We start from the raw sequence: 25,161 nt of genomic DNA, 5'->3' as shown, positions 1-25,161 counted from the left end.
CCCTGCAGAGCCGGCCCGCGGACCCGGCCTCTCAAACCGGGCCTCTCAAACCGGGCCTCTCAAACCCGGCATCGCAGACCCGGTCCACCGGACCCGGCCGTCAGCGGCGGCGGCCCTTGAACATGCTGATCAGCCCGCGGAGGGCGCGTTCGTCCATGGAGCCGAAGGGGTTGTCGTGGACGAGGTAGGTCCAGGTGGCCGAGGGGCGCTTCAGGCCGGCGGCCTCCAGGTCGATGCCGTCCTCGGTGGCGGTCAGGGCCTCGAAGGCCGCCACCGAGCGTTTCCGGGCGTCGGACAGCAGGCGCTTGCCCGCCGGGACCGCCTCGCGGTTGAACTCGACCAGCGGGTCGAGGCCGCGGCCGAGGGAGCGCAGATGGATGCCCTCGCGCAGGTCGGCCAGGTAGGCGAGGTGCTCCGCCCAGCAGCGGTCCATCTGGTAGAGGACGATCTGGCGCGCGGCGGCGGCCACCGCCTCCGCGCCGGCGGTCTTGGTCAGCTCGGCGTGCTTGTCCGGGGCCGCGGCCGCCATGGCCTTGTCGGCGGCGTCGCCGTGCAGGACGGCGGAGCGCTCGGCGAGCAGTTCGCGGCGCTGCAGCCCGATCAGGTGGTTGTAGCGCCAGGTGTTGCGGTGCAGTTCGAGGTCGACGCCTTCGGCGACGCGCTGGGCGTGGCCGACGATCCAGTGCGCGCCCCTGTCGGTGACGAGGCCGTCGTCGTCGGAGGACGCCCTGGGCTTCTCGTCGGGCGCGTAGCGGGTGACGAGGTCGTCCTGGAGGCTGGTGAAGAAGACGGAGGCGCCGGGGTCGCCCTGGCGTCCGGCGCGGCCGCGGAGCTGGTCGTCCAGGCGGCTGCTGTGGTAGCGGCCCGTGCCGATGACCAGGAGGCCGCCGGCCGCGGCGACGCGGTCGCGGTCGGAGCCCGCCGCGTCGGCGGGCGCGGTGCCGGGGGCGGCGGCCGGGCTGCCGCCGAGGCGGATGTCGGTGCCGCGGCCCGCCATCTGGGTGGAGACGGTGATCGCGCCGTACGCGCCGGCCTCCGCGATGATCGCGGCCTCCTCGGCGTCGTTCTTGGCGTTGAGGACGACCCGGTCCAGCCCGGCGCGGGCGAGGCTGCGGGCGAGGCGCTCGGACTCGGCGACGTCGCCGGTGCCGATCAGCACCGGGCGGCCGGTCGCGTGCGCGGCGGCGACCTCCTCGACGATCGCGACCTCCTTGTCGGCGGTGGTCGCGTAGAGGCGGTCGGGCCGGTCCTCGCGGACGCAGGGCCGGTTGGGCGGGATCACCGCGATCTGCAGCGAGTAGAACTCGGTCAGCTGGCCGGAAACGGCCATCGCGGTGCCGGTCATGCCGCACCGGACGGGATAGCGCCCGATCAGCTCCTGGACGGTGATCGAGTCGAGGATCTCCCCGCTCGGGGACGCTTCGAGGGCCTCCTTGGCCTCGACCGCGGCCTGGAGGCCGTCCGGCCAGCGCTGCAGGAGCGCGACCCTGCCCCGCGACTCGCTGATCAGCTTCACGGCGCCGTCCCGGACGATGTAGTCCACGTCGCGGTGGAGCAGGACCTCGGCGTGCAGGGCCACGTTCACGGCGGTGAGCGTGCGCAGGTTCTCCGGGGCGTACAGGTCGACGCCGAGGACGCGTTCCACCTCCCTCGTCCCGGCGGGCGTGAGCTGGACGTTCCGCGCCTCGTCGTCGGTCGAGTAGTGCAGGCCGGGCCGGAGCCGCCGGACGAGGTCGGCGTACCGGGGGTCGGCGGCGTCGAGGTCGGCGGCGCCCGCGAGGACGAGCGGCACCATGGCCTCGTCCACCAGCACCGAGTCGGCCTCGTCGATCAAGGCGACGGACGGCTCGGGCTGGACGACGTCGGCGGGGTCGGTGGCGAGCCTGTCCCGGAGGAGGTCGAACCCGACCTCGCTGACCGGCGCGTACGTCACGTCGGCCGCGTACGCGGCCCGCCGCTCGCCGGGGGTGGACGACTGCCCGATCCAGCCCGCGGTCACGCCGAGCATCGCGTACAGCGGGCCCATCCATTCGGCGTCGCGGCGCGCCAGGTAGTCGTTGACCGACATCACGTGCACCCGGCGGCCGCGCAGCGCGTACCCGGCGGCGGCCAGCGCCCCGGACAGGGTCTTGCCCTCCCCGGTGGCCATCTCGGCGACGTGCCCGGACAGCAGCGCCAGCGTCCCGAGCAGCTGGACGTCGAAGGGCCGCTCCCCCAGCGTCCGCCGCGCGGCCTCCCGGCCGAGGGCGCACAGCTCCGCGAGGTCCTCCTCCTCCCGCAGGGCCTCCGCGGCTGCGGTCAGCCCGGCGTCGGACAGCTCCCGGACCCGGGACTCGCGCGCGCCCGCCTCGGCCACCACGGCGCGGAAGGGCGCCAGGTCGACGCTGCCCGGCTTCTGGACGAGCCGCCGCAGCCGGTCACGCAGCGCCATGGCGGCCCCTCGGTTCTTCGTTCACGGTCCCCCCAACGGCGGATACGGGACGGTCGTTCCCTCCATGATCCCAGGGGGACCCCGGAAGCCGCCCGGGGCGCTCTACGCTGTAGGTCTGACCTCGATTTCATTCCTCGGACGGATCCCCTCGGCCCCTCTCGTTTGAGAGCATGAGGGCATCACGGGGTTTGCGGTGGCCAAGGGGAAAGCGCCACCGCGGAACGGGGTTCGGCATGACACCTACGGCACGGAAGGCCGCCGCGCTCCGGCGCAGGCGCCAGATCATCAGTCAGACCGTCATCGACCGCGCGCTCAACGACCCGCGGCGCCACAAAGAGGCCGCCGTCGCGGCGGCGGCGTCCGCCAAGTAGCCGCACCGAGCGGCGGCGAAGGAACGTTCCGCGCAAGGGAAGAGCCCCCGCCGCCCGGCCGGGGGCTCTTCCCTTGCCGCGATCTTCACGGACGCCGGCCCGGGGCACCCCGGCTAGGACGCGCCGCCCGCCGAGAAGACGTCGTCGCGGGCCTGCTGCAGCGCGGCGTACAGGGCGCCGCGGAGCACGGGGTTGCCCTCCACCTCGGTCACGGCCACGGTCGGCCTGGTCGGGCTGATCCGTCCGACGATCCGCTCTATGCGCGTGGCGAGGGGCGCGCCGCCGGCCCGGCCGAGGCTGCCCGACAGGACCACGAGCCCCGGGTCCAGGACGATGTTGACCGAGGTCACGCCGTAGGAGATGCGGGTGGCGAGCTCGTCCAGGAACGCGCCGCCGCGGTCCTCGTCGGCGGCGGCCGCGCTGACGCAGTCGAACGCGGTCGCCTCGGCGATGCCGTGCTCGTGGGCCAGGGCCCGGACCGCGTCCGCGCCGACCAGCGCCCCGTACCCGCCGGCCAGGGTCGGCTTGTTCCAGGTCGTGGACTCGGTGACGCCCTCGTCCATCGGGCCGCGGCGGGCGGCGCCGAACGGCAGCGGCGCGCCCGGCACCGGCAGGTAGCCGATCTCCCCGGCGCCGCCCCACCGGCCGCGGTGCAGCCGGCCGCCCAGCATGACCGACAGGCCCATGCCGCGGTCGAACCACATGAGCGCGAAGTCGTCGGCGCCCCGCGCGGAGCCGTAGGCCCGCTCGGCGATGGCGGCGAGGTTGACGTCGTTCTCGATGGTCACCGGCCGGCGCAGGTCGGTGCGCAGCGCGGCGAGGACGCCCTCGTGCCAGGACGGCAGGTCGAAGGCGAACTGGACGTCGCCCGAGCGCGGGTCGACGACGCCGGGCGTCCCGATGACGAAGGCGCTCAGCCGCGACACGGCGACCTTGGCGGAGCGGCACGCCTTGACCACGGCGTTGTGCACCGCCTTCACCGGCTCGTCGGCGCCGTTCGGGTCCACGGTGACCTGGGCGGCGATGCGCCCGGTGATGTCGGCGACGCCGGCGGTGATCCCGTCCGGCCCCACTTCGAGCCCGGCGACGTAGGCGCTGGACGGGACGACCGCGTACAGGGCGGCGTTGGGCCCCCGCCCCCCGGCCTGCTCGCCGACGACCGAGACGAGGCCGCGGTCCTCCAGTCTCGACAACAGCTGCGAGGCGGTTACCTTCGATAGCCCGGTGTGCTCGCCGATCTGCGCGCGGGTCAGCGGGCCCTGCTCGACGAGCAGGTCCAGCGCCGCGCGGTCGTTGAGCTCACGCAGCAGCCTCGGCGTTCCCGGGCGTCTGGCCATGCCGGCCCCCTCGATGTCTCAATCCGCTAACGAGCAGTTTTGTTTAGGAAAGTTTCTTGTTAGTTTACGCCCAAGCGCCGACCGGTCCGGTACCCCGGGCCGGGGGCGCGCGCAGAGCGCGGACCGGCGAGCAGGGTGCCCGCGAGCGATGCGGAAGCGAGAGGGACATGGCCAGGACCTTAAAGGGTCGGAGCCGTATCCCCGGTAAGCGGGCCACAAGGCCGCGCGAGGCGATGCCGGAAAGGATCCCCCAGTGAAGTACATCAAGGTTGCGGCCGCGGCGGCCGCGATCGCCCTGGCCGCCACGGCCTGCGGCGGCGAGAAGAAGGACGACGCGGCCGACGCCGGCAAGGACCCGGCGCAGCTCAAGGTCTGGATGATGGGCGACGGGACGCCCGAGCAGACCAAGTTCCTCGACTCCGTCGAGACGGAGTTCAAGCAGAAGCACCCGAGCACCGACGTCCAGATCAAGTACGTGCCGTGGCCGCAAGTCGCCACCACGTTCCAGAAGGCGGCCGCCGGCGGCGAGGGCCCGGACGTCACCGAGCTCGGCAACACCGACGTCCAGTCCCACATCGAGCAGGGCAGCCTGGCCGACATCACCGACGAGTTCAACGGCTGGGCGGACGGCAAGACCCTCAACAAGACCGCGCTCGGCAACGACACCAGCGACGGCAAGATCTACGCGGTGCCGTGGTACGGCGGCGTCCGCGGCATCTGGTACCGCACCGACTGGTTCCAGGAGCTCGGCATCCAGCAGCCGAAGACCTGGGCGGAGCTGACCGCCGCGGCGAAGAAGGTGCAGGACGCCAAGAAGGTGCCCGGCATCGGCATCCCGAGCGACCAGACCAACGCCCTGCTCAGCTTCATCTGGGGCAACAACGGCGCCGTGGCCGTCGAGGACGGCAACGGCGGCTGGAAGGGCCAGCTCGACCAGCCGCAGGCGATCGAGGCCGTCAAGTACTACGCCGGCCTGGTCAGCACCGAGAAGGTCGCGCCCGAGAAGTACATCGGCAAGAACGAGCTGGAAGGCCCGCAGCGCGACTTCGCCCTCGGCAAGCTCGGCATGTACATCGACGGCAGCTGGGCCCTGAAGGAGATGAAGAAGGTCTCCGCCAAGAACGCCGACAAGTGGGGCGTCTTCCCGATCCCGAGCAAGACCGGCGGCAACGCCCCGGTCATGGCGGGCGGCTCCGACCTCGCCGTCTGGAAGGACAGCAAGGCCAAGGCGGCGGCCTTCGACTACATCACGGTCCTGAACAACGCCAAGAACGCCAAGGGGTGGGCCGACTACAGCGGCTTCTCGTCCATGCGCTCGGACGTGAAGTTCACCGACCCGAAGCTGGAGATCTTCACCCAGATCGCCACCAACACCAAGTTCCCCCCGATCGGCCCCGGCTGGGCCGAGTTCGAGCAGGCCAAGAAGGTGCTGCCGAACACGGTCAAGGCGATCATGCAGGGCAAGAACGCCGATGAGCAGATGAAGAAGGCGAACGAGCAGGCCAACACCCTGCTGAACCCGTAGTACCGGCTGATCGGAACGTCCATGCTCGACACCGCTCCCGCGGTGCGGAGAGCGCCCGGCCGGAGGACCTCCGGCCGGGCGCGCCCCGGCCGCCGGCCCCGTTTCGGGCCCTACCTGCTGATCGCACCGACCGTGCTCGTGATCGCCGTCCTGATGTTCTGGCCGATGATCCAGATCGGGATCATGTCGTTCCAGAAGGTCGGCAACCGCCAGCTGCGCGGCGAGCCGGCCGAGCAGGTGGGCGCCGAGAACTTCGACAAGATCCTCAACGACCCGTTCTTCTGGCAGACCTTCGAGCACACCGTGCTGTTCGCCGTCGTCGCGGTGACCCTGACCCTGGTCATCGGGACGCTGGTGGGGCTGCTGCTCAACAAGCTCGGCAGGAAGATGTCGGGCTTCGTCGCCGGCGGCGTGATGGTCGCCTGGGCGACCCCGCCGGTCACCGCGGCGATCATCTTCAGCTGGCTGTTCGGCACCACCGGCGGCCTCGTGAACTGGTTCCTCGACCTGCTGCCCGACGCCCTCGTCGGCGGCGGCTGGCTCGACTACAACTGGTTCGCCACCCCGCTGTCGACCTACACCGTGCTGACCGTGTGCGTGGTGTGGCAGGCGTGCCCGTTCATCGCCGTGTCCGTCCTGGCCGGGCTGAAGAGCGTCCCCGGCGAGCTGTACGAGGCGGCCCGGGTGGACGGCTCCGGCCCGTGGCGGACGTTCTGGAGCATCACCTACCCGACGCTCAAGCCGATCTTCATGGTGCTGCTGGTCATGTCGATCATCTGGGACTTCAAGGTCTTCACGCAGCTGTTCATCATGTCCGGGCTGGCCAACCGCGACGCGTTCAACCTGTCGCTGTACGCCTACTCCGAGGCGTTCGGGTCGCTCAATCCGAAGCTCGGCATGGGCTCGGCGATCGCGCTCGTGCTCACGTTCATCCTGCTCATCGTCACCGCCCTGTACGTGCGGGTCATGGTCCGCCAGGGGGAGACGCGATGAGGACCTCGCTGCCGCGCAAGATCCTGCTGAACGGGACGGGCCTGCTCGTCTTCGCGATCGCGGTCTTCCCCGTCTTCTGGATGGCGTCCACCGCGTTCAAGCCGAACAACGAGATCTTCAGCACGACGCCGAAACCGCTCCCCGCCCACCCGACGCTCAAGCACTTCGACCTGGTGCTGAACGGCGGCATCGCCGAGGTCTCCTTCTGGGAGTACTTCGCCAACAGCGCGATCCTCGCCGTCGTCACCGTGCTCGCGTCCGGCCTGCTCGCGCTGATGGCCGCGACCGCCGTCGCCCGGTTCCGCTTCCGGTTCCGCACCACCTTCCTGGTGATGCTGCTGGTGGTGCAGATGGTGCCGCTGGAGGCGCTCGTCATCCCGCTGTTCCTCGACCTGAAGCGGCTCGACCTGCTGAACAGCCTGGCGGGCCTCTCGCTCGTCTACATCGGGTTCGCGGTGCCGTTCGCGATCTGGATGCTGCGCGGGTTCGTCGCCGCGGTGCCGCGCGAGCTGGAGGAGGCCGCCGCGATCGACGGCGCCGGCCCGGTCCGGACGTTCTTCACCGTCCTGCTCCCGCTGGTCGCGCCCGGACTCGTGGCGACCAGCATCTTCTCCTTCATCACCGCCTGGAACGAGTTCATCTTCGCCTACACGTTCCTGGAAGACCAGAACAAGTACACCTTGCCGATCATGCTGCAGTTCTTCTTCGGCCGCAGCGGCAACGCCTGGGGGCCCATCATGGCAGCGTCCACGCTGCTCACCATTCCCGTCATCGCCTTCTTCCTGCTCGTCCAGCGCCGCATGGTGTCCGGCCTCACCGCCGGGGCGGTGAAGGGGTGACGACCGACGACATCGCGACCACGGCGGAGATCGCCCGGCTGGCCCGCGGCACGCTGCTCCCGTCCTTCCCCGGGGCGACCGCGCCGCGCTGGCTGCTGGACGAGCTGGAGGCCGGCCTCGGCGGCGTCACGCTCTTCGCCCTCACCGGCAACGTGCCGAGCCCCGAGTCGCTCGCCGCGCTCACCGCGCAGCTGCGCAAGGCGGGCGACCCGTTCATCACGATCGACGAGGAGGGCGGCGACGTCACCCGGCTCGGCGGCCACGCCACCGGCAGCCCCTACCCGGGCAACGCGGCGCTCGGCGCCGTGGACGACCCGGAGCTGACCCGGCGCATCTACCGCTCCATGGGCGCGGAGCTGGCCGAGGTCGGCGTCAACTTCAACTTCGCGCCGTCGGTGGACGTCAACACCGCCGACGACAACCCGGTGATCGGCACCCGCTCGTTCGGCTCCGACCCCGAGCTGGTCGCCCGGCACGCCGCCGCGTCCGTCACCGGGACGCAGGAGGCGGGCGTCGCCGCCTGCGCGAAGCACTTCCCCGGCCACGGCGCCACGGTGGACGACTCGCACCTGTCGATCCCGCTCGTGGACGCCGACCTGGAGCTGCTGGACCGCCGCGAGCTGGTCCCGTTCCGGGCGGCGATCGCCGCCGGCACCCGCGCGGTGATGACCGGCCACCTGAACCTGCCGGCGATCACCGGGGGCGCGCCGGCGACCCTGTCGCACGCCGCGATCACCGGGCTGCTGCGCGAGCGGCTCGGCTACTCGGGCGTGATCGTCACCGACGCGCTCGACATGGAGGGCGCGAGCGGCGCGATCGGCATCCCGGAGGCGTCCGTGCGGGCCCTCGCCGCGGGCGCCGACCTGCTGTGCCTCGGCCCGCGCGAGCACGCGGAGACCGTCGAGGCGACCCTCGGCGCGATCGACGCGGCCGTCCGCACCGGGCGGCTGTCCATGGGCCGGCTGCTGGACGCCGCGGAGCGCACGGCGCGGCTCAAGGAGTGGCTCGCCGGGCAGGGCGCCGCCGCGGTGGACCGCGCCGCCGGGATGGAGGCCGCGCGCCGCGCCGTGCGCGTCACGGGAGCGCTCCCAGGCTGGACCGGGCCGCCCCTGGTCGTCGAGACCGAGTCGACCGGCAACATCGCCGTCGGACCGACCCCGTGGGGGCTGCACCCGTGGGCGCCCGACGCCGTGCGGGCCGACGGCTCGGACGGGGCGGCCGAGCGCGTCCTCGCGCGCGCCGAGGGGCGCGGGCTGATCGTCGTCCTGCGCGACGCGCACCGGCACGCGGCCCAGCGCGCCCTCACCACGGCCCTGCTCACCGCCCGCCCCGACACCGTCGTGGTGGAGATGGGCCTGCCCGTCTGGCGCCCCGGATCGGCCGTCTACCTGGCCACCTACGGCGCCGCCGCCGCCAACGCCCAGGCCGCCGCCGAGCTCCTCGGGCTGACCGGCGCGCCGGGCTCGGCCGGCTAGACCCGTGGCGCGCCCGCCGGAGGACAGAGCCCGGTTCCGGCGGGCGCGTCACGCCGCCCGCGGCGCCGGATGCCCGACTGGTCCCATCGGCCAGGGATAATACGTTCATGCGATTGTCCGCCCGGGTCGATTACGCGTTGCGCGCCGCCGCGGAGCTGGCGGTCGCCGGGAGTCACCCGGTGACCGCGGTGCAGCTCGCCGAGGCGCAGCAGATCCCGCCCAAATTCCTCGAGAACATCCTCGGCCAGCTGCGCCGCTCCGGCCTCGTCCGGAGCCAGCGGGGCCCCGAGGGCGGCTACTGGCTGGCGCGGCCCGCGGAGCGGATCTCCCTCGCCGACATCATCCGCGCCATCGACGGGCCGCTGCTCGGCGTCCGGGGCGAGCGCCCCGAGCACGTCGGGTACGAGGGGCCGGCGCGGTCCCTGCAGGAGGTGTGGATCGCGCTGCGCGCCAGCGAACGCTCGATCCTGGAGCAGGTCACGCTCGCGCACATCGCGTCCGGGGAACTGCCCCCCGCCGTCCAGAAGCTCACCGAGGACCCGGCCGCCTGGGAGAGCCCCTCCCTGATCTGAGCCCCGCCCGCGGAGGAGGCACGGCCCATGCCGGAAGGGGACGTCGTCTGGCTGACGGCCCGGCGGCTGCGCGAGGCGCTCACCGGGCGGGTGCTCGCGCGCTCGGACTTCCGCGTCCCCCGGTACGCCACCGCCGACCTGCGCGGGCGGACCGTCCTGGACACCGTCCCGCGCGGCAAGCACCTGCTCACCCGGGTCGAGGACGGGCTCACCGTCCACACGCACCTGCTGATGGAGGGGCGCTGGCAGATCCGCCGGGCGGGCCCCGCCCCGCGCGACCACAGGGTCCGCCTCGTGCTGGCGAACGCGGAGTGGCAGGCGGTCGGCTACTCGCTCGGCCTGGTCGAGCTGCTGCGCACCGCCGAGGAGGACCGGGCGGTCGGCCACCTCGGGCCCGACCTGCTCGACCCGTCCTGGGGCCCCGGGACCGCCGCCGAGGCCGTCGCGCGGCTGGGCGAGCAGCCCGCGCGGCCCATCGGCGAGGCCCTGCTCGACCAGACCCGGCTCGCCGGGATCGGCAACGTCTACAAGGCCGAGGTCCTGTTCCTGCGGGGCGTGAACCCGTGGGCGCGGGTCGGGGACGTCCCCGGCCTGCCGGCCCTCGTGGAGCTGTCTCACCGGCTCCTGGACGCCAACAAGGACCGGCACGGCCACATCACCACCGGCGACCGGGGGCGCGGGCGGGAGCACTGGGTGTACGGGCGGGCCGGGCGGCCCTGCCGGCGCTGCGGGACGCGGATCGAGCGGGCCGAGCAGACCGGCGGGCGCGTCACGTTCTGGTGCCCCCGCTGCCAGCCGGCCCCGCGGTAGCCCTGCGGGAGCAGCGGGCGGACGCGGAAAGGCCCCGGCCCCCGCCGAACGGATCGGCGGGGGCCGGGGCCAACGCACCCGGGTCCGGTTCGCGCCGGGATCGTGGCGGCGCGGCGCGGGCCCGGTGGCGGGTCAGGTCTGGGCCTGGAACATCCAGTGCTGCTTCTCCAGCTCGGCGGTGATGCCGATCAGCAGGTCCTGGGTGACCTGGTCAGGCTCGTCGGTCGCGGCGATGCGCTCCCGGAAACGCGCGATCATCTGGGCCAGGATGTCGGTGATCGCGGCGACGACCTTGTCGTCGTCCAGGTAGCCGGCCTCCAGCTGCGGCAGCTCGGTGCGATCGGCGACCGTGCGGGCACGGCCGTCGGGGTTCACGCCGATCGCGACCGCGCGCTCGGCCACGTCGTCCTGGCCGGTGCGGGCGAGGGCGACCACCTCGTCCAGGTGCTCGTGCACGACCTTGAAATTGCGTCCGGTCAGGTTCCAGTGCGCCTGTTTGGCCACCAGGGCGAGATCGATGAGGTCGATGAGTGCGCCCTGCAGGGCCTGTCCGACCACCTTCACCGCATCGTCGGGAAGCGGGCTCTTGACCGTCGCCATTGTCGGGTTCCTTCCGCGTCGTTACCTTGTCCCGTACAACACGGAAAGATCCCCAGAAATGTCGCGCTCATGCGTGAGGCCGCGCACACCCGCGGCCTCTGATCAGGCATGAACGCAGGGGAGCGGGTCAGGCCGCGACCATGTCGGCGCGGAACTCCCCGGTGATCTCCTCCGGCGTCTCCGGAATGCTCTCGGCGGAAATGCGCTCGTGCTCCGGCGCGCCCGCCATGACGGGCTCGTGCTGCAGCTCGGCGAGGGCGAGCTGATCCGCGACTTCCCTCAGCACGTGCGACAGCGGAACGCCCAGGGCTTTGCAGATCGAGGACAGCAGCTCCGAGGATGCCTCCTTCTGTCCCCGCTCGACCTCGGAGAGATAGCCGAGTGACACCCGCGCCGCCGCGGACACCTCACGGAGGGTGCGTCCCTGGCGCAGCCGCAGCTGCCGCAGTACGTCACCGAGCAGCTGGCGAAGCAGGACCATCGTCTCGCTCCCTCCCTCAGTTCGGACCATCTGCCGGTTCCACCGTACCCGCCTTGACGGTGACCATGGCAGACCGTTGATTTCGTGTTCGCTCGGAACGTAACGCTGTAATCAGTCCCGGTCTTCCCGATCTGCCTGAGCCTCCTCGCTCTCACCCTCGGCGTCAAGCCCCAGCAGGACGCGTCTCAGCAGCTCAAGGGCGTGCACGACGGTCATCCGCCGGATCACCGCGCGGATCTCCGGTCCGGTGCCCGACACGGGGAGTTTCGGGCTGGCCACAGTGCGCGAGTTACCGGGACCGGCCACGCCGATATAGACCGTTCCCACGGGGCGGCCGTCCTGCGTGTCGGGGCCGGCGACGCCGGTGACGGCGAGCCCGTAGGTCGCGCCGACCGCGTCGCGCACGCCCGCGGCCATCGCGGCGGCCACGTCCGGGTGGACGGCGCCGTGCTCGGCGAGCAGGTCGGCCGGGACGCCGAGCAGCCGCTCCTTCGCCTCCGTCGCGTACGTCACCAGGCCGCCCGCGTAGGTGGCGGACGAGCCGGGCATCGCGGTCAGCTCGGCGCCGATGAGCCCGCCGGTCACCGACTCCGCCGCCGCGACCGTCTCCCCGCGGGCGGCGAGCAGCCGGTGGACGACCCGGTCCAGCGTCTCGTCCTCGGCCCCGTAGACGGCCGAGCCCAGCAGCCTCCGGACGCGCGCCTCCACGCCCTCCAGCCGCCCGGCGGCGTCCGGCCCGGTCACGGTGATCCGGATCTTCACCTCGGCGGGGTCGGGCAGGTAGGCGAGCTTCACGCCGTCCATCGCCTCGACCTCGGCGAGCCGCGCCGCCACGGCCGACTCCCACATCCGCGCGGTGCGCAGCGTCCGGCGCGCGACCGCGGGCAGCCCGGCGACGCGGACCAGCTCCGGCAGCACCGCCTCGTCCATGATCGTGCGCATCTCGAACGGGACGCCGGGCAGCGCGTACACGACCCCGCCGGGCAGCTCGACGCGCAGGCCGGGCGCTGAGCCCGCGGAGTTCGCCAGCACCCGCGCGCCCTTCGGCACGTCGGCCATGCGCAGCGCCATCGGCTGCAGCTCGCGGCCGGCGCGGGCGACCCGCTCGCGCAGCCGCCGCTCCAGGCCGGGGTCGCGGACGAGCGGGACGCCCGCCGCCGCGGCGAGCGCGTCCCGGGTGAGGTCGTCGTAGGTGGGCCCCAGCCCGCCGGTGGTGATCACCGCGTCGGCCCGCTCGAGCGCCGACGTCACGGCCGCCGCGATCACGTCCGGCTCATCGCCCACCACGACGCTGCGGGTGACGTCCACGCCGTGGTCGGCGAGGCGCCGGCCGAGCCAGGCCGCGTTGCCGTTGACCGTGTCGCCGAGGAGCAGCTCGTCCCCGACCGTGAGCAGTTCGATTCGCATGGCGTCCGAATCTACCGGCGCCCGCCCGCGACGGCCCCGGCGCGCCCCCGGTTCACCATGAAAATCGGCCGAATGAGGACGGAAGCGCCGCGCGGGTGTTCGAACCGGTCCAACGGCCCATCACCTTTTCCGTCGCCGCGGGAAAGAGGCGGCCGCGCTTTGTCCGCCGGGACGGGACCGCTTCCGCCACGCCGCGCGGAGAAGACGCCCGAGTGGACGCGCATCGTCGCCGCGCGGCATCGACCTGCGGTCCAACAATGCCGAGAAGCCCAGGTCACATTGTGAGTCAAAACTCATTTGATCGATTCGTCCGCACGGACGCGGGCGGGGATAATCGAATCGCGTGGCGCCCGCGAACCGGGGCCGCGGGACCACGACCGGGGTGGGCGTGGCCTCGCGGCCGCCCGCGGGCGCCACGGCCCGTCCGCAGCCCCCCGCGCCGGGGGCGGCACTCGCTCAGGGGCGCGCCAGCCGGCGCAGCACGGCGCCGCAGCGGCGGGCGTAGCGGCGCTGGAACGCCGGCCCGAGCGGGCCCGCCAGCCGCACCGCGGCCGCCGCCGGGCGGCTGAACGCCGTGACGGTCAGCCACACGTCGTCCTCCTCGTCCCGGTGCACGACGAACGACTCCTCGCCCGACTCCGGATGCCCCGGCACTGTCCCGTACGCCCACCCGGCGCAGCGGTCCTCCTCGCGGGTCCACACGATCCGGCAGGGCGCGCGCAGCCGCAGCGGGCCGAGCCCGAGCCCGAGCACGACGGTGACGCCGGGGGCCGCGCGCGGAGCCGAGGCGTCCACCCGGAGCGGCAGCGCCCGGTGCATCCAGAACTCCATGAGCGCGTCGGCCGCGTTCCGGAAGACCTCCGGGCCGCTCCCGACCGGCGTGCGCTCGCGCAGATGCCGGTACCCGGCCGGGCGCTCCGCGTCACGCGTCGCGCCGACCTCGGCGTACGTGAAGTCCAGTGCCGTCACCGGCCTTTTACCCCCAAGCTGACGAATCGCCGTCAAGTATCGCCGCTTCCCCTGGCCCGCGCGGGCGGGGGCCGCGTAGCGTCCCGCACATGACCGCCATCGTGGCCGGACTCAACGTCTTCCCCGTCAAGAGCGCGGGCGGCGTCGCGCTCGCCGAGGCCGAGCTGACGCCCACCGGGCTGCGGCACGACCGCGAGTTCATGCTCGTCCGCCCGGACGGGCGGCACCTGTCGCAGCGGGAGATCCCCGAGATGGCCCTGCTCCAGCCCGTCTTCGACGGCGTGAAGCTCACCGTCTCCAGCCCGCTGGCGGGCGCGCCGCTGGTGTGCGAGGCGGCGGACGGCCCGGCGCTCGACGTCACCGTCCACAAGCGCCCCTGCCGGGGAGTCGACCAGGGCGACGACGCGGCCCGCTGGTTCTCGACCGCGCTCGGCGCCCCCTGCCGCCTCGTCCGGTTCACCGGCACGCGGCCCACCCCGCTCGGCGGCGGGACGCTCGCGTTCGCCGACGGCTACCCGGTCTCGGTGCTGTCCGCCGAGTCGCTCGACGACCTCAACCGGCGGGTCGGGGAACCGCTGCCGATGTCCCGGTTCCGGCCCAACATCGTCCTGCGCGGCCTCGGCCCCTACGGGGAGGACGCCGCCACCCGGCTGCGCGGCGCCGCCGCCGAGATCGAGCTGATCCGGCCGGCGGACCGCTGCATGATCGTCAACACCGACCAGGAGACCGCCCGGCGCTCCCCCGGAACGCTCCGCGCGCTCGCCCGCTACCGCCTCGCCCGGTTCGGCGGCGCCCGCGGGATCATGTTCGGCCGCCTCGGCGTCCCCCGCGCGACGGGCGTCCTGCGCGTCGGCGACGAACTGGCCGCGTCCTAGGCGGTCAGGACGCGCGGGGCGCGCGGCGCAGCCGCCACGCGCGGACGAGGTAGTCCGCGCCGGTGACGACGGTGACGACGAGGGCGGCGCCCATGGTGACCCACCGGACGTAGTCGAGCGGGCCGGGCAGGATGTAGAAGCCGATGGCGACGACCTGCAGCATCGTCTTCAGCTTCCCGCCCTTGCTCGCCGGGATCACCCCGTACCGGATCACCACGAAGCGCAGCACGGTGATGCCGATCTCGCGGACCATGATCGCGGCGGTCACCCACCACCACAGCTCCCCCATCAGCGACAGGCTGACCAGCGCGGCGCCGGTGAGCGCCTTGTCGGCGATCGGGTCGGCGATCTTGCCGAAGTCGGTGACGATGCCGCGGGCCCGCGCGATGTCCCCGTCGATCTTGTCGGTGATGGAGGCGGCCGCGAACACCGCGAACGCGGCGAGCCGCCAGCCGGTGCCGTCCAGGAACAGCAGCCACACGAAGACCGGGACCAGCACGATCCGGATCATCGTCAGGGCGTTGGCGATGTTCCACACCCCCGCGGGGGGCGGCTCCGGGGCGCCGGCGACCGGCCCCGTGGCGTCCGCGATCATGCGGTGCCCGCGATCGGGCCCGCGATCGGTTCCGCGACCAGGTCCACGCCGTCGCTCCCGGTGACGCGCGCCTCGACGATCTCGCCCAGCGCCAGGCCCTCGCCGCGGACGAGGACCGTCCCGTCCACCTCCGGCGCCTGGTGCTCGGCGCGCCCCTCGAAGCCGCCCCGCCCGTCCTCCGGCAGGGCCTTGTCCTCCAGCAGGACGCGGACGGCCGAGCCGATCCGGTCCTCGGCCCGCTGCGCCGTCAGCTCCTCGGCGAGCCCGGACAGCTCGTCGACGCGGCGGGCGACCTCGGCCGGGTCGAGCTTGCCGTCCAGGCCGGCGGCCTCCGTGCCGTCCTCGTCGGAGTAGCCGAACACGCCGATCGCGTCCAGCCGCGCGGCGGACAGGAACTCCGCCAGCTCCTCGAAGTCGTCCTCGGTCTCGCCGGGGAAGCCGACGATGAAGTTGGACCGCACGCCCGCCTCGGGGGCGAGCTCGCGGATCTGGTCGAGCAGCCCGAGGAACCGCTCCCGGTCGCCGAACCGCCGCATCGAGCGCAGCACCGGGCCGGACGCGTGCTGGAACGACAGGTCGAAGTAGGGGGCGACGCCGGGCGTGCCGCAGATCGCCTCGATGAGGCCGGGCCGGGTCTCGGCGGGCTGCAGGTAGCTCACCCGGACGCGCTCGATGCCGTCCACGGCGGCCAGGCGGGGCAGCAGCCTCTCCAGCGCGCGCAGGTCGCCGAGGTCCTTGCCGTAGGACGTCGAGTTCTCGCTGACGAGGACCACCTCGCGGACGCCGTGCCCGGCGAGCCAGCGCGCCTCCTCCAGCACCTCCGCCGGCGGGCGCGAGACGTACGCGCCGCGGAACGCGGGGATCGCGCAGAACGTGCAGCGCCGGTCGCAGCCGGACGCCAGCTTCAGCGGCGCGACCGGGCCGCCGCCGAGCCGCCGCCGCAGCACCCGGGGGCCGGACGCGGGCGCCACCCCGTCCGGCAGGTCGGCCGGGGCGCCGTGCCCGGGGACCGCCACGTGCGACGCCGGCCGGTCCACCGGGCTGATCGGCAGCAGGGTGCGGCGGTCGCGGGGGGTGTGCGCCTCCCGCCTGCGGCCCGCCATCACGTCGTCGAGCCGCTCGGCGATGCCCTCGTAGTCGTCGAAGCCGAGCACCGCGTCGGCCTCCGGCAGCGCCTCGGCCAGCTCCCTGCCGTACCGCTCGGCCATGCAGCCGGCCGCCACCACCTTGGCGCCCGAGTCGTGCGCGGCGAGCAGCGTGTCGATGGAGTCCTTCTTCGCGGCCTCGATGAACCCGCAGGTGTTGACGACCACGACGTCCGCGCCGTCGGCGCCGTCGGCCAGGTCCCAGCCGGCGTTCTCGATGCGCGCGGCGAGTTCTTCGGAGTCGACCTCGTTGCGTGCGCAGCCGAGCGTGATGAGCGAGACCTTGCGGCGAGTGGACATGCCCCTAAAGGTAATGGGCCCCGGCGCCGGGACGTACCGGCGGCCCCTACGCGGGCTCGGGGTCGTTCTTGTCGAAGCTCAGCCGCTGCACGCCCTCGCCCTTGCCGGGCGAGCCGATGTCCTTGCCGTTCACGGTCAGGTCGACGCTGCCGCCGACGCCGATCACGAGCTTGACCTTCTTCTTGGCGGTGAACTCCTTCTCATCGCCCTTGTGCAGGGTGCCGATGAACAGCGTCCTGCCCTTGTCGCCGATGACGTTCAGCCACGTGGTGCGCTTGGCCTCCAGCCGCACCTCGACCTTCGTGCGCGGGGCCTCCGCGATGGGCGCGCCGGTCTTCGGCGCGGACGCGGACGGCGACGGGGAGGGCGGCGCGGGCGTCCCGGCGACCTGCTGCGCGGTGCGCTGCTCGCCGCCGCCGTCGTGCCCGACCACCTGGACGACGCCGTAGATGACGACGAGGGCGAGCGCGAAGGCCATCGCGGCGCTCCAGTTCGGCGCCTTGCGCTCCCGGAACGCGACGGGCTGCTCCGGCTCGAACGCCGACACCGCCGAGACGGGCTGCGGGGCGCCGCCGTGCGCGGCGTCGAACTCGGCGACGAGCGGCTCCGGGTCGATGCCGATGACCCGGCAGATGCTGCGGATATGACCGCGGGCGTAGAAGTTGCCACCGCAGAGCGAGAAATCGTCGGCCTCCATGCCGCGGATGACGGTTTCCCGTATCCGCGTCTGGAGACTGACCTGTGTCACCGAGAGACCGGCTCGCTCGCGCTCCTCCGCCAAGGTCTCACCGATGCTCACCTCGGGCCTCCTTTGGGGGCACTCGTGGCCGATCTTCAGGGACACCAGTCTAGGAACGGGAATGCCCGCTGGGCGACAGCCGACACGTTCGAAACAGGGCAAGATTTCGCATCATTCCGTAATGCCCTGGCCGGGGTCGCTCAGCCGCCCTCGCCGCGCAGTTCCGCGAGCACCCGGGGAAGATCGTCCGGCTTGGCCAGCACGTCCCGCGCCTTGGACCCCTCGCTCGGCCCGACGATGTCGCGGCTCTCCATCAGGTCCATCAGCCGCCCGGCCTTGGCGAACCCGACGCGGAGCTTGCGCTGCAGCATCGACGTCGACCCGAACTGCGTCGACACGACCAGCTCGATGGCCTGGACGAGCAGGTCCATGTCGTCGCCGATCTCCTCGTCGATCTCCTTCTTCGGCTTGTTCGACTCGCCGACGTCCTCGCGGTACTCCGCCTCCATCTGCTGCTTGCAGTGGTCGACGACCCCGTGGATCTCCTTCTCCGACACGTAGGCGTTCTGGATGCGCATCGGCTTGCTCGCGCCCATCGGCAGGAACAGCGCGTCGCCCTGCCCGACCAGCTTCTCCGCGCCCGGCTGGTCGAGGATGACGCGGCTGTCGGACAGCGAGGAGGTCGCGAACGCCAGCCGGGACGGCACGTTGGCCTTGATGAGCCCGGTGACGACGTCCACCGAGGGCCGCTGCGTCGCCAGGACGAGGTGGATGCCGGCGGCGCGGGCGAGCTGGGTGATGCGGACGACCGAGTCCTCCACGTCGCGGGGCGCGACCATCATCAGGTCGGCCAGCTCGTCGACGATGACGAGCATGTACGGGTACGGGGTGTAGACGCGCTCGCTGCCGGGCGGCGGCTTGAGCTTGTTCGCCTTCACCGCCTTGTTGAAGTCGTCGATGTGGCGGTACCCGGACGCGGCCAGGTCGTCGTAGCGGCGGTCCATCTCGCCGACGACCCATTCGAGGGCCTCGGCGGCCTTCTTCGGGTTCGTGATGATCGGCGTGATCAGGTGCGGGATGCCCTGGTACATCGTCAGCTCGACCCGCTTGGGGTCGACCAGGACCATCCGCACCTCGTCCGGCGAGGCGCGCATCAGGATCGAGGTGATGAGCCCGTTGATGCACGTCGACTTGCCCGCGCCGGTGGCGCCCGCGATGAGGATGTGCGGCATCTTCGCCAGGTTCGCCACGACCGTGCGGCCCTCGACGTCCTTGCCGAGCCCGACGATCATCGGGTGGTGCTCGTTGGTCGCGGCCGGGGAGCGCAGCACGTCGCCGAGGCTGACGATGTCCTTGTCGGTGTTGGGGATCTCCACCCCGATCGCCGACTTGCCGGGGATCGGGGAGATGATCCGCACGTCGGCGCTCTTCACCGCGTAGGCGATGTTCTTGGTGAGCGCGGTGACCTTCTCGACCTTCACCGCCGGGCCCAGCTCGATCTCGTACCGGGTGATCGTCGGGCCGCGGGTGAACCCGGTGACCTGCGCGTCGATGTCGAACTGCTCCAGCACGCCGGTGAGCGCGTTCACGACCGTGTCGTTGGCCTTCGTCCGCGGCTTGGACACGCTGCCGGGACGCAGCATCGACGGGTCGGGCAGCACGTAGATCTCGCCGGACGACGACAGCGGCAGCTGCTCGGAGCGGCGCGGCGCGGGCGTCGGGTCGGGCACGTCGTGCGGCACCCCGGACGCGGACTCGCCCGCCGCGCGCTCGTCCCCGGGCGGGCCGGGGGGCTCGTCGTCGGCGGGCGGGGCCGGCGGCGGGACCTCGGCGCCGAACGGATCGGGCTCGAACAGCTCGTCGGCGAGGTCGCGGCGCGGCGGCTCGGCCTTCTTCGGCGCGTCCTCCAGCAGCGGCGAGTCGTACGGCCGGGAGTGCTCGCCGACCTCCAGCTCGTCGCCGCCGTCCTCGGCGCGCTTCCTGCGCCGCCGCCTCTTCGGCGCGTCCTCGCCCTCCCGCCCGCCGGCGGGCGCGCGCTCCGGGCGGCCCTGCAGCGTCGCCATCGCCCACAGGTCGGCGACCCGCTCGGGCACCTTCGCGATCGGCGTCGCGGTGACGACCAGCAGCCCGAACCCGGACAGGAGCAGCAGCAGCGGGACGGCCACCCACCCGCTGAGCGCCGCCTCCAGCGGGGCCGACACCAGCCAGCCGACGACGCCGCCGGACTCGCGGACGCCCGCCATGTCCCTCGCCGGGGACGGGACGCCGGCGGCGATGTGCAGGATGCCGAGCACGCCGACGCCGAGCGCGGTCATGCCGATGACGATGCGGCCGGTGTCCTCGTGGTCCTCGGGGTGGCGCAGCGTCCGCCACGCCAGCAGCGCCAGCAGCACGGGCAGCGCCATCGCCATGATGCCGAGGCCGCCGCGCGCGACCTTCTCCAGCGCGATCGTGACGACGCCGTCCGGCCGGAACCAGGTGACGGAGGCCAGCACGATCGAGGAGCCGAGCAGCGCCAGCCCGAGCCCGTCGCGCCGGTGCTCGGGGTCGAGGTTGCGGGCGCCGTGCCCGTAGGCGCGGAAGACCGACCCGACCGCGACGGCCGCGAGCAGGTACAGCCTGAACAGGAGCTTGAAGAACCCGAGGACGGCCTGGGAGATCGGGTCGGGCTTCTGCGGGGGCCGCCCCCGACCCGAGCCGCGGCCCTTGGAGGCGCCGCCGCTCGGTCGCTTCCGGGGGGACGAACCTGCGGACTTGCGGGCCGCCGTGCCCCCCGCACGCGAAGAGGTTCTCGCACCCCCGGACGCACGTGTGGCCATGGTTATGAGAGTAACCAAGGACCTCGGGGGTTCCGGGGATGACGCAAGGCGTGTTGGAGAACGGACGGCCGCGGGGCCCGCGGCCGTCCGGACCCGGCCTCAGACCTCCACGACCACCGGGACGATCATCGGGCGGCGCCGGTAGTTGTCGCTCACCCACTTGCCGACGGTGCGCCGGATCAGCTGGCTCATCTGGTGCAGGTCGTTCACGCCGTCGCCGGCGGCGTCCCGCAGCGCGTCCTCGATCCGCGCGATGACCTCGTCGAAGTCCTCGTTGAGGATGCCGGCGCCGCGGGCGTGCACCTCCGGCCCGGCGACGACCTTGCCGGACGTCGAGTCGATGCCGACGACGATGGAGACGAACCCCTCCTCGCCGAGGATGCGCCGGTCCTTCAGCGAGGTCTCGGTGACCTCGCCGACCGAGAGCCCGTCCACGTACACGTACCCGGCGGGGACGGCACCGGCGATCTTGGCGCGGCCGTCCACGAGGTCGACGACGACGCCGTCCTCGGCGATGACGATCCCCTCCTCGGGGACGCCGGTGAGCGCGGCGAGCTTGGCGTGCGCGCGCAGGTGCCGCCACTCCCCGTGGATGGGGATGAAGTTGGCCGGCTTGGTCACGTTCAGCACGTACAGCAGCTCGCCGGCCGAGGCGTGCCCGGACACGTGCACGAGCGCGTTGCCCTTGTGCACGATGCGGGCGCCCCAGCGGGTGAGGCCGTTGATCACGCGGTTGACCGCGTTCTCGTTGCCGGGGATCAGCGAGGACGCCAGCAGCACGGTGTCGCCCTCGGTGATGCGGATCGAGTGGTCGCGGTTCGCCATCCGCGACAGCGCCGACATCGGCTCGCCCTGCGACCCGGTGCACACCAGCACCAGCCGGTCGCCGGGAATGTCGTCCAGATCCTTCTGCTCCACCATGATGCCGTCGGGCACGTCCAGGTAGCCCAGCTCCCGCGCGACGCCCATGTTGCGGACCATGGACCGGCCGATGAAGCAGACCTTGCGGCCGTTGGCGACGGCGGCGTCCAGGACCTGTTGGACGCGGTGGATGTGCGAGGCGAAGCAGGCGACGATGAGCCGCTCCTGCGCGGTGCGGAACACCTCGTCCACGACCGGCCCGATGTTGCGCTCGCTGGTGACGAACCCGGGCACCTCGGCGTTGGTCGAGTCGGCCATCAGCAGGTCGATGCCCTCGGCGCCGAGCCGGGCGAAGCCCGGCAGGTCGGTGAGCCGGCCGTCCAGCGGCAGCTGGTCCATCTTGAAGTCGCCGGTGTGCAGGACGAGCCCGGCGGGCGTGCGGACGGCGACGGCCAGCGCGTCGGGGATGGAGTGGTTGACGGCGAGGAACTCGCAGTCGAACGGGCCGAAGTTCCGCCGCCCGCCCTCCGCGACCACCTCCGTCACCGGCTTGATGCGGTGCTCGGTGAGCTTGGCCTCCAGCAGCGCGAGCGTCAGCCTCGAGCCGACGAGGGGGATGTCGCGGCGCTCGCGCAGCAGGTAGGGGACGGCGCCGATGTGGTCCTCGTGGCCGTGCGTGAGGATGACGGCCTCGACGTCGTCGAGGCGGTCCCTGATGTACTCGAAGTCGGGCAGTATCAGATCGACACCGGGCTGCTCGGTCTCGGGGAACAGCACGCCGCAGTCGACGACGAGCAGGCGTCCGCCGTACTCGAACACCGTCATGTTGCGGCCGATCTCCCCGAGCCCGCCGAGCGCGACGATGCGCAGGCCGCCCTCGGGCGGCGCGGGCGGGTCCGAGAGCTCCGGGTGAGGATGACTCACCGGGTGACCTCCGGGATGGCGACCTCCGGCACTTTGACTCCCCCTATCGTGAGGTCTTCTCGCAGGCGCGCCGCGAACTCCGGCGTGGCCTCCACCAGCGGCGCGCGGAGCGGGCCGCCTCCGGGGAGGCCGAGCAGGTTCAGCGCTGCCTTGACGGCGATGGCGCCCTGCGTACGGGTCATGATGGCGGTGACCACGGGCAGCAGCCGGCGGTGGATCTCCAGCGCCCGGCCGTGGTCACCGGCGCGGTATGCGTCGATCATCTCATGGAGTTCGACGCCGACGACATGCCCGACCACGCTGACGAACCCCGCCGCGCCGACCGAGAGCCAGGGCAGGTTGAGGTTGTCGTCGCCGGAGTACCAGACCAGGTCGGTCTGCGCCATCACGCGGGACGCGCCGAACAGGTCGCCCTTGGCGTCCTTGACGGCGATGATCCGCGGATGCTCGGCGAGCTGGACGAGCGTGTCGTTCTCGATCGGCACCCCGGCGCGCCCCGGGATGTCGTACAGCATGCAGGGCAGCCCCGTCGCGTCGGCCACGGCGGTGAAGTGGCGGACGAGGCCCTCCTGCGGGGGCTTGTTGTAGTAGGGGGTGACCACGAGCAGCCCGTGCGCGCCGGCGGCCTCGGCCTGCCGCGCGAGCTGCAGGGTGTGCTCGGTGTGGTTGGTGCCGGCACCGGCGACGATCACGGCGCGGTCGCCGACCGCCTCGATGACCGCGCGCAGAAGCTTGCTCTTCTCGTCGTCGCTCGTCGTCGGCGACTCGCCCGTCGTCCCGTTGACGACGAGGCCGTCGTGGCGCCGCTCGTCGACCAGGTGGGTCGCGAGGCGCGCGGCGCCGTCGTAGTCGACGCCGCCGTCGGGGAGGAACGGGGTGACCATGGCGGTCAGCATCCGTCCAAACGGGGCGTCAGTCGTTGTGCTGGGTGCCATGCAACGAACGGTACCGTTCCGGCCGTTCTCCTTGGACCCGCAGGTCGTACATAAAAGGAGAAGCCGCCGCCACGCGCTCGGGGGTACGCGTGGCGGCGGCTTCCATCACCACATCGTGGCACGCAAAAGCCGCGTTACGGGGTCAGTCCGGCCACTTCCCGGACTCGATCGGATAACGTGACCCAGCGGTCATCTCATGCAGCCGGACGCGCAGCTCCTCGACGTCGGGGGTGCGCACGAGATCGTTGCCGCGGACGGCCCACCAGAGGCCGGATCCGCCCCGTCCGATCCGCCAGCCGGCGAACTCGGCTGACAGCTCGCCGATCCGGTCGGCGTCGCGTCGCGCGGTCTGCTGAACGCCCATCGGCCTCGTCCCCACTTCCTTTGCCGTCCGGTGGTTCCGTCTTGACTTCCGCACGGGGCAATACCCCCGAAGGTGAAGGGCTATCCAACCCTTTCTACCTGCGCGGACAAGGGAAAGGGAACGTGGCCGGGGAGGTTTCTCAACCGGCAGGACTTTCTGTCGTCCGGGGCAGCCAGATGGAGCGGTAACGGGCCCACTCGTCCGGCCGGGTCGTCCAGTCCGCGTACACGCCGACGCCGTAGGGGCGCTTCGGCGGGCGCTCCAGCTGGTCGACCCCGCGCCGGACGCCGCGCAGCGCGACGGACAGGTCCTCCGCCCACTCCATGAGGGGGCGGTAGGTCGGGACGCCGATGAACACGGTCGCCCGGTCGCCGATGAGCTCCAGCGTCTCGCGGGTGTGCCGGGCGAAGTGCCGGCCGGCCAGGGAGCGGGTCGGCAGCGACACGTCGTAGGTCATGATCGCGACCTGGTCGGCGCGGTCGGCGACGGCGCGCAGGAAGTCCCGCGTCGGGCGCGGCGGGTAGTGGACCGGCCCGGTGCGCGGGATCAGCGCCTTGTAGACGGGCTGCAGGGCGTCGATGAGCGTCGGCTGCTCCAGCGCCACCGACAGCACCTTGCCCCGCGCCCCGGTCAGCTCGCGCGTGCGGTCCAGGAGCGCCATGAACGCCCTGTCGTCGGGGTAGATCGGCTCGAAGTCGTAGTGGATGCCGTCGAAGCCGGCGTCCAGGAAGGCGGCGTCGGTCCTGACGACCCTGTCCCGGACGGCCGGGTCGTCCAGGTCGATGACCCCCTTGCCGTCGACCATCCGGATCTGCCCCAGGTACGCCTGGGAGCGGACGCCCGGTGCGTACTCGCGCATGGATTCGATGAGCCGCCGCGCATAGCGGTACTTCGACGCGGGGACCGTCCCGTCCGCCTCGACCGGGCCCGCGTGGAAGAACACGTCGGTGATGCGGTTCCGCTTGAGCAGGTCGCCGAACGCGCGGTACTCGGCGTCGCTGTGCGGCTCCCCCACCCACTGGTGCCGCGCCCACAGCGCGTTGGTCTCGGTGCCGCGCGCGTGCGGCTCGGGCTGCCACCAGACCCACGCCCCCGCGAAGACGAGGGCGGCGAGGCCGAGCACGTACGCCGCCGCCCATCCGGTCCAGCGCAGCAGCCTGCGTGCGATTCTCGCGACCCGCCCCTTGTGCTCCATCACGCAATGATCCCGGACGAGCGGGGCGTCCCGGACGACGTACCCCAGGAACCCCCCATGGGATGATCATGGTCGGGACGTGATCGCGCTCCGGCCGTCGACACGCGGGGACGCCGCTCGCCCAGATCGTCGAGGACCGACCCCGGGGCGGGTCCGCCGGAGCCCCGTCACGGGAGGGGGCACAGGCAGAACTCGTTGCCCTCGGGGTCGCGCCACACCTGGAAGGACGCGCCCGGCGGGGTGGGCGCCCGCGTCGCGCCGAGGCCCGCCGCCCGCTCACCGGCCGCCCGGACGTCGGGCACGTCCAGGTCGAAGTGCAGCCGGTTCTTGGCCGTCTTGCGTTCCGGGACCCGCTGGAACGACAGGACGGGCCCGTTCCCGCCGAGCGGCGCGAGGTCGAGCCAGTCGTCGTCGGCGCGCGTCGTGCGCATGCCGAGCAGCTCGCCCCAGAACGCGGCCATGGCGTCCAGGTCGGCGCAGTCGATGACGATGTTGGCCACCTTCGGGATCACCGGGCGCCTCCCGCCGCGCGGACCGCGCCGGCCGTGCGCGCCGCGGCGCGCGCGCAGTGCACGGCGGGCTGCGGGCGCCGCGCCGGG

The 25,161-nt window shown here is 72.7% G+C and carries 23 protein-coding genes; 8 read left to right on the top strand and 15 right to left on the bottom strand.

Features of this window, described 5'->3' with window-relative positions; translation table 11 throughout:
* Nucleotides 1–100: 100 nt before the first annotated feature.
* A complete protein-coding gene (gene secA2, locus ACIWVC_RS09760; protein ID WP_396445276.1) occupies nucleotides 101–2,431 on the bottom strand; it encodes an accessory Sec system translocase SecA2 in 2,331 nt (776 codons plus the stop codon).
* Between the two features lie 233 nt (nucleotides 2,432–2,664).
* Here secA2 and ACIWVC_RS09755 point away from each other — a divergent pair, with 233 nt between their 5' ends.
* Nucleotides 2,665–2,802 (top strand): hypothetical protein, encoded by a 138-nt coding sequence (locus tag ACIWVC_RS09755; protein ID WP_396445277.1) that lies wholly within the window; start codon nucleotides 2,665–2,667, stop codon nucleotides 2,800–2,802.
* Nucleotides 2,803–2,915: 113 nt separating this feature from the next.
* Here ACIWVC_RS09755 and ACIWVC_RS09750 read toward each other — a convergent pair whose 3' ends face one another.
* Nucleotides 2,916–4,139, bottom strand: coding sequence for an ROK family protein (locus ACIWVC_RS09750; RefSeq protein WP_396445278.1), 1,224 nt, complete (start codon nucleotides 4,137–4,139; stop codon nucleotides 2,916–2,918).
* A 253-nt stretch (nucleotides 4,140–4,392) separates the two neighbouring features.
* Between ACIWVC_RS09750 and ACIWVC_RS09745 the strand changes: the two genes are divergently transcribed.
* The 6 genes from ACIWVC_RS09745 to ACIWVC_RS09720 all read left to right on the top strand — a co-directional run bounded on the left by ACIWVC_RS09745 (nucleotide 4,393) and on the right by ACIWVC_RS09720 (nucleotide 10,353).
* Nucleotides 4,393–5,664, top strand: a complete 1,272-nt coding sequence (locus ACIWVC_RS09745; protein WP_396445279.1) for an extracellular solute-binding protein — start codon at nucleotides 4,393–4,395, stop codon at nucleotides 5,662–5,664.
* A 21-nt stretch (nucleotides 5,665–5,685) separates the two neighbouring features.
* A complete protein-coding gene (locus ACIWVC_RS09740) occupies nucleotides 5,686–6,657 on the top strand; it encodes a carbohydrate ABC transporter permease (RefSeq protein WP_396445280.1) in 972 nt (323 codons plus the stop codon).
* A complete protein-coding gene (locus tag ACIWVC_RS09735; protein WP_396445281.1) occupies nucleotides 6,654–7,496 on the top strand; it encodes a carbohydrate ABC transporter permease in 843 nt (280 codons plus the stop codon). Before ACIWVC_RS09740 ends, ACIWVC_RS09735 begins: the two co-directional genes overlap by 4 nt.
* Nucleotides 7,493–8,971 carry a glycoside hydrolase family 3 protein gene (locus tag ACIWVC_RS09730; RefSeq protein ID WP_396445282.1) on the top strand — a complete coding sequence of 493 codons (1,479 nt, stop codon included), beginning with the start codon at nucleotides 7,493–7,495 and terminating at the stop codon, nucleotides 8,969–8,971. The genes ACIWVC_RS09735 and ACIWVC_RS09730 overlap by 4 nt, the downstream gene beginning before the upstream one ends.
* Before the next feature lie 107 nt (nucleotides 8,972–9,078).
* Nucleotides 9,079–9,543, top strand: a complete 465-nt coding sequence (locus ACIWVC_RS09725) for an RrF2 family transcriptional regulator (RefSeq protein WP_396445283.1) — start codon at nucleotides 9,079–9,081, stop codon at nucleotides 9,541–9,543.
* A gap of 27 nt (nucleotides 9,544–9,570) precedes the next feature.
* The gene (locus ACIWVC_RS09720; protein ID WP_396445284.1) at nucleotides 9,571–10,353 is read left to right on the top strand and encodes a DNA-formamidopyrimidine glycosylase family protein; all 783 of its coding nucleotides are present in this window, start codon (nucleotides 9,571–9,573) and stop codon (nucleotides 10,351–10,353) included.
* A gap of 132 nt (nucleotides 10,354–10,485) precedes the next feature.
* Here the strand turns inward: ACIWVC_RS09720 and ACIWVC_RS09715 are convergent, their stop codons facing one another.
* From ACIWVC_RS09715 to ACIWVC_RS09700, 4 genes are all read right to left on the bottom strand, one after another.
* A complete protein-coding gene (locus ACIWVC_RS09715) occupies nucleotides 10,486–10,953 on the bottom strand; it encodes a Dps family protein (protein ID WP_396445285.1) in 468 nt (155 codons plus the stop codon).
* 127 nt (nucleotides 10,954–11,080) lie between these two features.
* Complete coding sequence (locus tag ACIWVC_RS09710) at nucleotides 11,081–11,434, bottom strand: helix-turn-helix domain-containing protein (RefSeq protein WP_141577403.1); 354 nt, start codon at nucleotides 11,432–11,434, stop codon at nucleotides 11,081–11,083.
* Between the two features lie 111 nt (nucleotides 11,435–11,545).
* Nucleotides 11,546–12,841, bottom strand: a complete 1,296-nt coding sequence (locus ACIWVC_RS09705; protein WP_396445286.1) for a CinA family nicotinamide mononucleotide deamidase-related protein — start codon at nucleotides 12,839–12,841, stop codon at nucleotides 11,546–11,548.
* 456 nt (nucleotides 12,842–13,297) lie between these two features.
* Nucleotides 13,298–13,810, bottom strand: a complete 513-nt coding sequence (locus ACIWVC_RS09700; protein ID WP_396445287.1) for a DUF1990 family protein — start codon at nucleotides 13,808–13,810, stop codon at nucleotides 13,298–13,300.
* An 89-nt stretch (nucleotides 13,811–13,899) separates the two neighbouring features.
* Between ACIWVC_RS09700 and ACIWVC_RS09695 the strand changes: the two genes are divergently transcribed.
* The gene (locus ACIWVC_RS09695; protein WP_396445288.1) at nucleotides 13,900–14,685 is read left to right on the top strand and encodes an MOSC domain-containing protein; all 786 of its coding nucleotides are present in this window, start codon (nucleotides 13,900–13,902) and stop codon (nucleotides 14,683–14,685) included.
* Between the two features lie 4 nt (nucleotides 14,686–14,689).
* On the opposite strand, the gene ACIWVC_RS09690 is transcribed toward ACIWVC_RS09695, so the two are convergent.
* The 9 genes from ACIWVC_RS09690 to ACIWVC_RS09650 all read right to left on the bottom strand — a co-directional run bounded on the left by ACIWVC_RS09690 (nucleotide 14,690) and on the right by ACIWVC_RS09650 (nucleotide 25,074).
* Nucleotides 14,690–15,280 (bottom strand): CDP-alcohol phosphatidyltransferase family protein, encoded by a 591-nt coding sequence (locus ACIWVC_RS09690; protein ID WP_396445289.1) that lies wholly within the window; start codon nucleotides 15,278–15,280, stop codon nucleotides 14,690–14,692.
* Nucleotides 15,277–16,725 (bottom strand): 30S ribosomal protein S12 methylthiotransferase RimO, encoded by a 1,449-nt coding sequence (gene rimO, locus ACIWVC_RS09685; RefSeq protein WP_396445290.1) that lies wholly within the window; start codon nucleotides 16,723–16,725, stop codon nucleotides 15,277–15,279. Before rimO ends, ACIWVC_RS09690 begins: the two co-directional genes overlap by 4 nt.
* A 46-nt stretch (nucleotides 16,726–16,771) precedes the next feature.
* Nucleotides 16,772–17,524 (bottom strand): helix-turn-helix domain-containing protein, encoded by a 753-nt coding sequence (locus ACIWVC_RS09680; protein ID WP_396445291.1) that lies wholly within the window; start codon nucleotides 17,522–17,524, stop codon nucleotides 16,772–16,774.
* A gap of 140 nt (nucleotides 17,525–17,664) precedes the next feature.
* Nucleotides 17,665–20,283: a DNA translocase FtsK gene (locus ACIWVC_RS09675; RefSeq protein ID WP_396445292.1), complete on the bottom strand. Its 2,619-nt coding sequence runs from the start codon at nucleotides 20,281–20,283 to the stop codon at nucleotides 17,665–17,667.
* A gap of 99 nt (nucleotides 20,284–20,382) precedes the next feature.
* Nucleotides 20,383–22,068: a ribonuclease J gene (locus tag ACIWVC_RS09670; RefSeq protein WP_396445293.1), complete on the bottom strand. Its 1,686-nt coding sequence runs from the start codon at nucleotides 22,066–22,068 to the stop codon at nucleotides 20,383–20,385.
* The gene (gene dapA / locus ACIWVC_RS09665; RefSeq protein ID WP_396445294.1) at nucleotides 22,065–23,003 is read right to left on the bottom strand and encodes a 4-hydroxy-tetrahydrodipicolinate synthase; all 939 of its coding nucleotides are present in this window, start codon (nucleotides 23,001–23,003) and stop codon (nucleotides 22,065–22,067) included. The genes ACIWVC_RS09670 and dapA overlap by 4 nt, the downstream gene beginning before the upstream one ends.
* 142 nt (nucleotides 23,004–23,145) lie before the next feature.
* Complete coding sequence (locus ACIWVC_RS09660) at nucleotides 23,146–23,367, bottom strand: hypothetical protein (protein WP_067631925.1); 222 nt, start codon at nucleotides 23,365–23,367, stop codon at nucleotides 23,146–23,148.
* Nucleotides 23,368–23,506: 139 nt separating this feature from the next.
* Nucleotides 23,507–24,562 carry a hypothetical protein gene (locus ACIWVC_RS09655; RefSeq protein WP_396445295.1) on the bottom strand — a complete coding sequence of 352 codons (1,056 nt, stop codon included), beginning with the start codon at nucleotides 24,560–24,562 and terminating at the stop codon, nucleotides 23,507–23,509.
* Between the two features lie 167 nt (nucleotides 24,563–24,729).
* Complete coding sequence (locus ACIWVC_RS09650) at nucleotides 24,730–25,074, bottom strand: VOC family protein (RefSeq protein WP_396445296.1); 345 nt, start codon at nucleotides 25,072–25,074, stop codon at nucleotides 24,730–24,732.
* Between the last annotated feature and the right edge of the window lie 87 nt (nucleotides 25,075–25,161).

Origin of the sequence: Actinomadura sp. (genome assembly GCF_044508335.1) — a bacterium.
Taxonomy (GTDB): Bacteria; Actinomycetota; Actinomycetes; order Streptosporangiales; family Streptosporangiaceae; genus Spirillospora.
The sequence above is the reverse complement of the archived record's forward strand: the minus strand, read 5'-3'. Positions and strand labels throughout refer to the sequence as shown.

Bases quoted from the DNA above. Each gene is read 5' to 3' on its own strand.
- secA2 (WP_396445276.1), bottom strand. From the start codon at position 2,431: ATGGCGCTGCGTGACCGGCTGCGGCGGCTCGTCCAGAAGCCGGGCAGC.
- ACIWVC_RS09755 (WP_396445277.1), top strand. From the start codon at position 2,665: ATGACACCTACGGCACGGAAGGCCGCCGCGCTCCGGCGCAGGCGCCAG.
- ACIWVC_RS09750 (WP_396445278.1), bottom strand. From the start codon at position 4,139: ATGGCCAGACGCCCGGGAACGCCGAGGCTGCTGCGTGAGCTCAACGAC.
- ACIWVC_RS09740 (WP_396445280.1), top strand. From the start codon at position 5,686: ATGCTCGACACCGCTCCCGCGGTGCGGAGAGCGCCCGGCCGGAGGACC.
- ACIWVC_RS09735 (WP_396445281.1), top strand. From the start codon at position 6,654: ATGAGGACCTCGCTGCCGCGCAAGATCCTGCTGAACGGGACGGGCCTG.
- ACIWVC_RS09725 (WP_396445283.1), top strand. From the start codon at position 9,079: ATGCGATTGTCCGCCCGGGTCGATTACGCGTTGCGCGCCGCCGCGGAG.
- ACIWVC_RS09720 (WP_396445284.1), top strand. From the start codon at position 9,571: ATGCCGGAAGGGGACGTCGTCTGGCTGACGGCCCGGCGGCTGCGCGAG.
- ACIWVC_RS09715 (WP_396445285.1), bottom strand. From the start codon at position 10,953: ATGGCGACGGTCAAGAGCCCGCTTCCCGACGATGCGGTGAAGGTGGTC.
- ACIWVC_RS09710 (WP_141577403.1), bottom strand. From the start codon at position 11,434: ATGGTCCTGCTTCGCCAGCTGCTCGGTGACGTACTGCGGCAGCTGCGG.
- ACIWVC_RS09705 (WP_396445286.1), bottom strand. From the start codon at position 12,841: ATGCGAATCGAACTGCTCACGGTCGGGGACGAGCTGCTCCTCGGCGAC.
- ACIWVC_RS09695 (WP_396445288.1), top strand. From the start codon at position 13,900: ATGACCGCCATCGTGGCCGGACTCAACGTCTTCCCCGTCAAGAGCGCG.
- ACIWVC_RS09690 (WP_396445289.1), bottom strand. From the start codon at position 15,280: ATGATCGCGGACGCCACGGGGCCGGTCGCCGGCGCCCCGGAGCCGCCC.
- rimO (WP_396445290.1), bottom strand. From the start codon at position 16,725: ATGTCCACTCGCCGCAAGGTCTCGCTCATCACGCTCGGCTGCGCACGC.
- ACIWVC_RS09675 (WP_396445292.1), bottom strand. From the start codon at position 20,283: ATGGCCACACGTGCGTCCGGGGGTGCGAGAACCTCTTCGCGTGCGGGG.
- dapA (WP_396445294.1), bottom strand. From the start codon at position 23,003: ATGGCACCCAGCACAACGACTGACGCCCCGTTTGGACGGATGCTGACC.
- ACIWVC_RS09660 (WP_067631925.1), bottom strand. From the start codon at position 23,367: ATGGGCGTTCAGCAGACCGCGCGACGCGACGCCGACCGGATCGGCGAG.
- ACIWVC_RS09655 (WP_396445295.1), bottom strand. From the start codon at position 24,562: ATGGAGCACAAGGGGCGGGTCGCGAGAATCGCACGCAGGCTGCTGCGC.